Below are 6,139 nucleotides of genomic sequence, written 5' to 3'. Positions count from 1 at the left end.
TCCCCTAAATCATTATAGACAAGACCAATATTATTGAGAGTGACGGCTTCCCCTGCGCGATCTCCCACTGCCCGCAATAAGGGTAAAGCCTGTTGGTAGTAGTCTAAAGCCTTCTGTTTCTCCCCTAAATCATTATAGACAGCACCAATATTATTGAGAGTAACGGCTTCCCCGGAGCGATCCCCTACTGCCCGCGATAAGGGTAAAGCCTGTTGGTAATAGTCTAATGCCTTTTGTTTCTCCCCTAAAGCATTATAGACAGCGCCAATATTATTGAGAAGTCTGGCTTCCCCAGAGCGATCTTTTAGGGCTTGATAGATGGGTAAGGCTTGGTTATAGTATTCTAGGGCTTTGGGTTTGAATCCTAATAGGTCGTAAACTCTACCAAGTGCCAGGTTTATCAAAGCTTCCTGTGCCTTATCTCCCAGATTACGCCACAGAGGTAAGGCTTGTTCCCATTTGGTTATAGCTTGTTGATAGGATTCGGCTGTCCCTTGTTGGAATAGTTGCATCCCCTCGTTAAATAGCCTTTCCGCTTCAGCTTTTTTCGTCTCATTGGTTTGCGCTTGGACAGGTGGCACTATTCCGGGTTGAGAAATGGGCAAGATAGACACGCCGGAGGCGAGTAGCAGCAGTAGGGTAGCGAGGTTGAGGGATTTGAGCATGGTTTAAGAAAGGATATTTAGTTTATTGGCTCTTCTCGGCTTTGTGTGATAATTTTTGCTTATGGAATCCTGAAATGCTTACTGGACAAGACTTTTAAGACTATTTTGCGGATATTCTATCAGTATAGACCTCGTTTCCACACAGAAACCAGAAGAGCCGTTTATCTACTTTCTGGTTATAGATCTGGGACTTTCGTTAAAACTCCCTCATATTTTTCTTTGTTATCTCCATTCAAACTAGGCAAGTTTTCAACAACATTCTTCCCCTCTTTATCAACTGTTACAGCTAGTTTTAATCCCAAAGCCTTCAGCCAAAGCCCTAAATTATAAATTCCTATTCCTGCTGGCATTGTTAATAATTTATCGAGAAATTGCTCATAAATTTTAATTTGTTCTGCGGTTAAATGAGAATCCCCAAGAGCTTCGAGAACATTCCTCAAAGCCATTTTCAGTAATTCGGGATCGAATTCAAACTCGTCTTCTTCTAAGTGAGTTTCGAGATAAAGAGCCGCATAGTTTGGATCTTTAAGATTGTCCAGCAAAAAAGGGTGGTAGCTAATACTTTTAGACATAATTTTAACTCCGATAATCTCTCCAGTATTCTTGGGCTTGACGAATATCTTTAATTTGAGTGCTTTTATCACCTCCACACAGTAGCAACACGATGGTTGTCCCTACTTGTCCGAAATAAGTAGGTAGGCGTTAAAAGTTGTCAGATCCCCCCGCCTATCGGCACCCCCCTTATCAAGGGGGGCAGGGGGGATCGAACCTAAAATCCATTTTTAATTTAATTATAACCAGCTACTTAGATGCGATAACCTCGACCATAGTCTATTCTTAATTCAAAAACACCTCCTCCTACCGAACGGTAATCGCCTAAATTGCCCATCCTCACTCGGTCAAGTCTTTTACTGATGATAGTTTGAGTTTTAGACACTCGGATAGAATCAAACCAATTATCAAAAGGAATTTGACCATCGGCTGTTACATAACGCTCAATTTCTCTTGGTTGCGTTGCCATGAATTAACTCTAGCACATTAGTTTCCTCGCCAATGCTTAACATTTTCCGTTCGTATTTCCTAATAAAAGAAGCTTTTATTATCTCTTGCGCCAATTACCAGTTTTCTCGGCGATGGCAAGGATTAACTCCGCACTCCTTGCTGTACCATCCACTTACCGAGTGCTAGATTTATGAAGGCTTCCTGCGCTTTATCCTCCAGCTTACGCCAAAGGGGTAAGGCTTGTTCCCATTTGGTTATAGCTTGTTGGTAGGATTCGGCTGTCCCTTGTTGGAATAGTTGCATCCCCTCATCAAAAAGTTGTTGCGCTTGGGTGCGGGTATCGGTTTGGGCGATGGTTGTTTGGGCGATTGCTACTTCTGCCGCCATCACCAGGGGAGATAACCCTCCAGAAAGCAACAGAGTACCAGCAATCAGAAGTTTGGAGAAAGAAGCCATAGTCTTATCGAAAATTTGGGTTAAAACCCCGTCGTTTTACGACGGCTTTAAGCTAGAATGGAAAAAGCGATAACCAAGCTAAAAACTGAACCTTGACCACAGATAGTAGGGGGTTTCGTTCAGAAAAGACTTCAAATTCGGCCTTGAACGAGTAAAACTTTCTAGGAAATGTTGAACATGAGATTTTTTCGACTTGTTCAAAGTGGCCGTCCGGCATTCGGACAATCAAAACGGACGGGTCGGAAAGCGTAAGACTACCGCTAAGGTAGCAGCATCCTGGGTCGCGTCAACCCCATTGACGCGACCATTCTAAAAAGGTGGCGTGGTGAGGAATCACCGTCCGTTTACGGCGGTGAGGATGTCAACATTAATTAAAATCAAGGAGAACCCTATCATGATTACCTTAAATCTTAACCCAGAGCTAGAAAATAAAATTCAGGAAGAAGCCAAATTAAAAGGCTTAACTCTTGAACAATATCTTCAAGAGATAATTGAACAAACCTTAAAAAATCAACCTCAAAAAAGCTCCCAAATTTTAGAATATGAGGAATGGGAAAGAAAATTAACTAACTTTATTAATCGACCTTCTAATATTAATGCTCAACCCTTATCTGATGAAGCTATTAGTCGAGAAAGCATTTATACCAGAGAGGATGAAATGCTATGACCTATTTAGCTGATACTAATATTCTTCTTAGGTTAAAACAAACCACCCATCCGCTGCACTTAAGTGCGCTTCAAGGCGTTAAAACCTTAAAAAAACGTTCAGAAAAACTCTATATTGTTCCTCAGAACTTAATTGAATTTTGGGTTGTAGCGACACGACCTGTAAAAGTTAATGGCTTAGGATTAAGTTTTGAGCAAGCTACCTTAGAAATTGAAGATATTAAACATATTTTTTCTCTTTACCAAGATACTCCTGCTATTTATCCTCAATGGGAAAGACTCATTAGAAAATATCAAGTAATGGGAAAAAAGTCCCATGACGCTCGATTAGTTGCAGCTATGATTACCCATAATATTGATAATATTTTAACCTTCAACACAGATGACTTTCTGCGATATTCAGAAATTATCCCTGTCGATCCTCGAACCATTCATTAATAATCTATAGCAATTCTCTGACTTATGAGGTACAGTAGCAACAGTGAGTAAACCAATTGCGAATATCTTTTTGAGTAACTTCTAACATAGCCAATTCAATCCCTTCTATTAAGTCTTTGTAAGTTCTCGCCTTCAGTTTTCTTAACGTCGCTTTCACTTTTGACCAAAAGTTTTCAATAGGAGAGAATTCGGGAGAATAAGGAGGTAAATAGATGAGTCTAGCTTTTTCTTGTTCGATTATTTCTCTGACCATTTCTCCGAGATGAATCTTGGCGTTATCCATGAGCAGACAGTCTCCTTCTTTAATTTTTGGCAGCACTTCCTTTAGAATAAATCCTTCAAATGTTACCGCATCCACTGCACCGTATATGTTGACTGATGCGAAAACTTTTTCTAAGCTTATAGCACTAATTATTGAAATATTTCTCCCTCTTTTTTGTGGTTTTCTTCCCCGAGCTCTTCGGCCAATTAAGGCTCTAGCATAGAGTCTCAAAAGGGCTAAATTTACCCCCAATTCATCGATGAAGTTGGCAATGCAGTCTTTCAGATTGCTCCCTTTGCAGATATTGGTCAGGTCTGGAATAATCCTGACAATCCTGTTACGCTTCCTTCCCAGACGTTTTTAGCAGCTATTGGAGTCGGCTTACTGTGGAATCCGGTGAAACAAGTAGCAGTACGCTTAGATTTTGCCCTTCCTTTCGTCAATTTGAAGGATAGGGGCAATAACATACAAGACAATGGCATTTACTTTAATGTTATTGTACGTCCCTAACGACTCCATTTCTTACTGTTCTTCCCTAACAATTTAGTTTTTGATGCGAGATTTAACTACATCCCAACCACCTCAAAGGTAATCGACATAGCCGCCATCTGTCGGGTATCAATCTGACGCACCCCCGGAAGAGAATTGGTCCCACTTCCCCGACTTCCCTCATCTAAATCATCCAGAAGACTAAAAATTGCCTCATCTAGTTGGGGTGAATTAATCGGCGTACCTCTAGCACTTTCTCCTCTATCTGCTGCTAAAGTTCTCAACAAATCAATTGCTTTTTTAAGAGGAGTTGTACTAGCAATAACTAAAACTTCAGCCAACCCTAGATCACCGACAACTTTAAACCGATAATGATCCCCTTTATTAACATCAGGAATATTAATAGTTTCTTGAGGAGCAAGTGGAGGTAAATCTTCATTTCCCTGAGATGGAGAAAGAACCATTAAACCACCATCTACACTAACAAGTAATACACAGATATAAAGGGGAAAAGATTCATTATTTTGAACAATAAATCGAATTAATGTTCCTAGTTTAATTTTTTGAGCATTGGTAGTTAATCCCCTCAGTCCTCTGGTTTGACTGACGGGGGTTATTGTCGCACCTCTTACCGTAAAAGATTCTGCTACTAATTGACTACCATCTACCGTTTCCATTGCCACAGCTACACTCAGACGGGAAGAAGAATTATTAAGAGTTAACTTGACTAATCTTGCTGCTAACAAGGATTTTAACTTAGGGCGTAATCGCTCAACGGCATCTGTTACTTTTTCCCCGGCAATTCCCGCCGAGTCGGGAACCAAATCCAATGCAGGAGAAAATAAAGCAATACTGCCGACTTCTGGCAATTTTTTCACTTTTAATTGCTGTAATTGCTGATGATAAATGGGGGAAATTCGCCCTAGAATATAGTGAAAATTGGTTTGCTCTAAAGACACCACTTCAATGCGTTTAATCGCTTCTAAAGCTTGTTTAGCTTGCTGTAAAGAAGCATCTAAACCAATTCGGAGAGTTAAATTACTGGGAATTGCCCGCGATCGCTCTTGAAGTAGAGTCCCGGAAGCAATACTACCCTCTATCTGGCTCAGTTTCCCTCTAGCTGTCAACTCTTGACGGGACTCTATCTGAACTTGACCTCGTTCTTTTCCTTCCCCATCCACTAAAGTTAAAATTGCCCCTCGACCGAAAGCTTCTAAAGTACGCGGATCGATCCCTCCCAAAAACAGGTCAACCTGATTTCCCTGCACTTGAGTGACCACAGCTTCAGCAGGGATTTTCTGATCTGGTTTGAGAAAATAAACCGCTTGCTGGCTGTTGTTACTTCCCTCCCTAGTATTAAATTCCGGTTGCTGTAATAAACCAGCCGTCGGGAAATATTCGCGTAAAATGCGCTCGGTAGTCGCCGTCGCACTCACCATCACTTGACTGACTGACTCGCCTCCGGTTTGCTGCCAGAGATAGCGAGTCAAGATATATGTAAAGATACCAGCCGCCGTATCACCAAAGGAAGCATCGATCGCCGCTTGGTCAGTTCTAGCAGCCGCGAGCATTATGCCTTTGGGAACGCCTTTTTTTCGCTCTGTGGCCAAGTCTGAAGCGGTCAAGTTGAGTCTGGACATCAGTTGTTTTTGATATTCCTGTTCCTGGGGACTTGCTAACAGTTGGATATTAGAGTTTTCAGTCCGGTTTAACTCCCGATTTCCAGGGCGCGATCGCACTGTTAAGATGCCCTTTCTCGCCCCTCCAGAGTGACAACTATCCAGAATAAAAGTGACATTTTCTGTATTAATTGCTTGCATCAACAACCACAAAGTATGACCTGTAATATCATTAACTTTTCCTCCTTTATTGGGATAACCTGGAGGGAGAATGCTATCAACAGGAACAATCGTGCTAACTTGCCCATCTTGAAAAATTTGATCGGGATCAAAAACTTGAGAACCATGACCAGAAAAGTGAAAAACTACCACATCACCGGGTTGCGCCCATTTAATTAAATGGGCTCTTCGGTAATTGTTATGCAAATAATTAACTTAAAATAAAATTCGATGAGAGTGCCTACGCCTAAAAGTAGCTGAAATCTATACAGGGAGACACTTAAGGCACAAATAGGTTAATACCAAAAGATAGACAATTGAGT

7 protein-coding genes and 1 pseudogene are annotated in these 6,139 nt (G+C 41.2%); 2 read left to right on the top strand and 6 right to left on the bottom strand.

Annotated elements, in window-relative coordinates:
* From IM479_RS10920 to IM479_RS10905, 4 genes are all read right to left on the bottom strand, one after another.
* The coding region (locus tag IM479_RS10920) for a tetratricopeptide repeat protein (RefSeq protein ID WP_287685364.1) at positions 1–665 on the bottom strand (665 nt) is incomplete at its 3' end.
* A gap of 176 nt (positions 666–841) precedes the next feature.
* Positions 842–1,237 carry a helix-turn-helix domain-containing transcriptional regulator gene (locus IM479_RS10915; protein WP_002789200.1) on the bottom strand — a complete coding sequence of 132 codons (396 nt, stop codon included), beginning with the start codon at positions 1,235–1,237 and terminating at the stop codon, positions 842–844.
* Positions 1,238–1,470: 233 nt separating this feature from the next.
* Positions 1,471–1,686 carry a type II toxin-antitoxin system RelE/ParE family toxin gene (locus tag IM479_RS10910; RefSeq protein ID WP_287685363.1) on the bottom strand — a complete coding sequence of 72 codons (216 nt, stop codon included), beginning with the start codon at positions 1,684–1,686 and terminating at the stop codon, positions 1,471–1,473.
* A 122-nt stretch (positions 1,687–1,808) separates the two neighbouring features.
* Positions 1,809–2,123, bottom strand: a complete 315-nt coding sequence (locus IM479_RS10905) for a hypothetical protein (RefSeq protein ID WP_287685362.1) — start codon at positions 2,121–2,123, stop codon at positions 1,809–1,811.
* Positions 2,124–2,517: 394 nt separating this feature from the next.
* On the opposite strand from IM479_RS10905, the gene IM479_RS10900 reads away from it, so the two are divergent.
* Together IM479_RS10900 and IM479_RS10895 are read left to right on the top strand one after the other, a co-directional pair.
* Positions 2,518–2,790, top strand: a complete 273-nt coding sequence (locus tag IM479_RS10900) for a YlcI/YnfO family protein (RefSeq protein WP_221633233.1) — start codon at positions 2,518–2,520, stop codon at positions 2,788–2,790.
* A complete protein-coding gene (locus tag IM479_RS10895; RefSeq protein ID WP_287685361.1) occupies positions 2,787–3,227 on the top strand; it encodes a type II toxin-antitoxin system VapC family toxin in 441 nt (146 codons plus the stop codon). Before IM479_RS10900 ends, IM479_RS10895 begins: the two co-directional genes overlap by 4 nt.
* Positions 3,228–3,249: 22 nt before the next feature.
* Here the strand turns inward: IM479_RS10895 and IM479_RS10890 are convergent.
* Together IM479_RS10890 and IM479_RS10880 are read right to left on the bottom strand one after the other, a co-directional pair.
* Positions 3,250–3,753, bottom strand: a pseudogene (locus IM479_RS10890) (IS630-like element ISMae26 family transposase); the annotation flags it as partial.
* A gap of 302 nt (positions 3,754–4,055) precedes the next feature.
* Complete coding sequence (locus IM479_RS10880; RefSeq protein ID WP_287685360.1) at positions 4,056–6,023, bottom strand: caspase family protein; 1,968 nt, start codon at positions 6,021–6,023, stop codon at positions 4,056–4,058.
* Positions 6,024–6,139 lie beyond the last annotated feature (116 nt).

Origin of the sequence: Microcystis sp. M165S2 (assembly GCF_020245885.1) — a bacterium.
GTDB lineage: Bacteria > Cyanobacteriota > Cyanobacteriia > Cyanobacteriales > Microcystaceae > Microcystis.
This window is presented reverse-complemented; position numbering and strand designations above follow the sequence as displayed.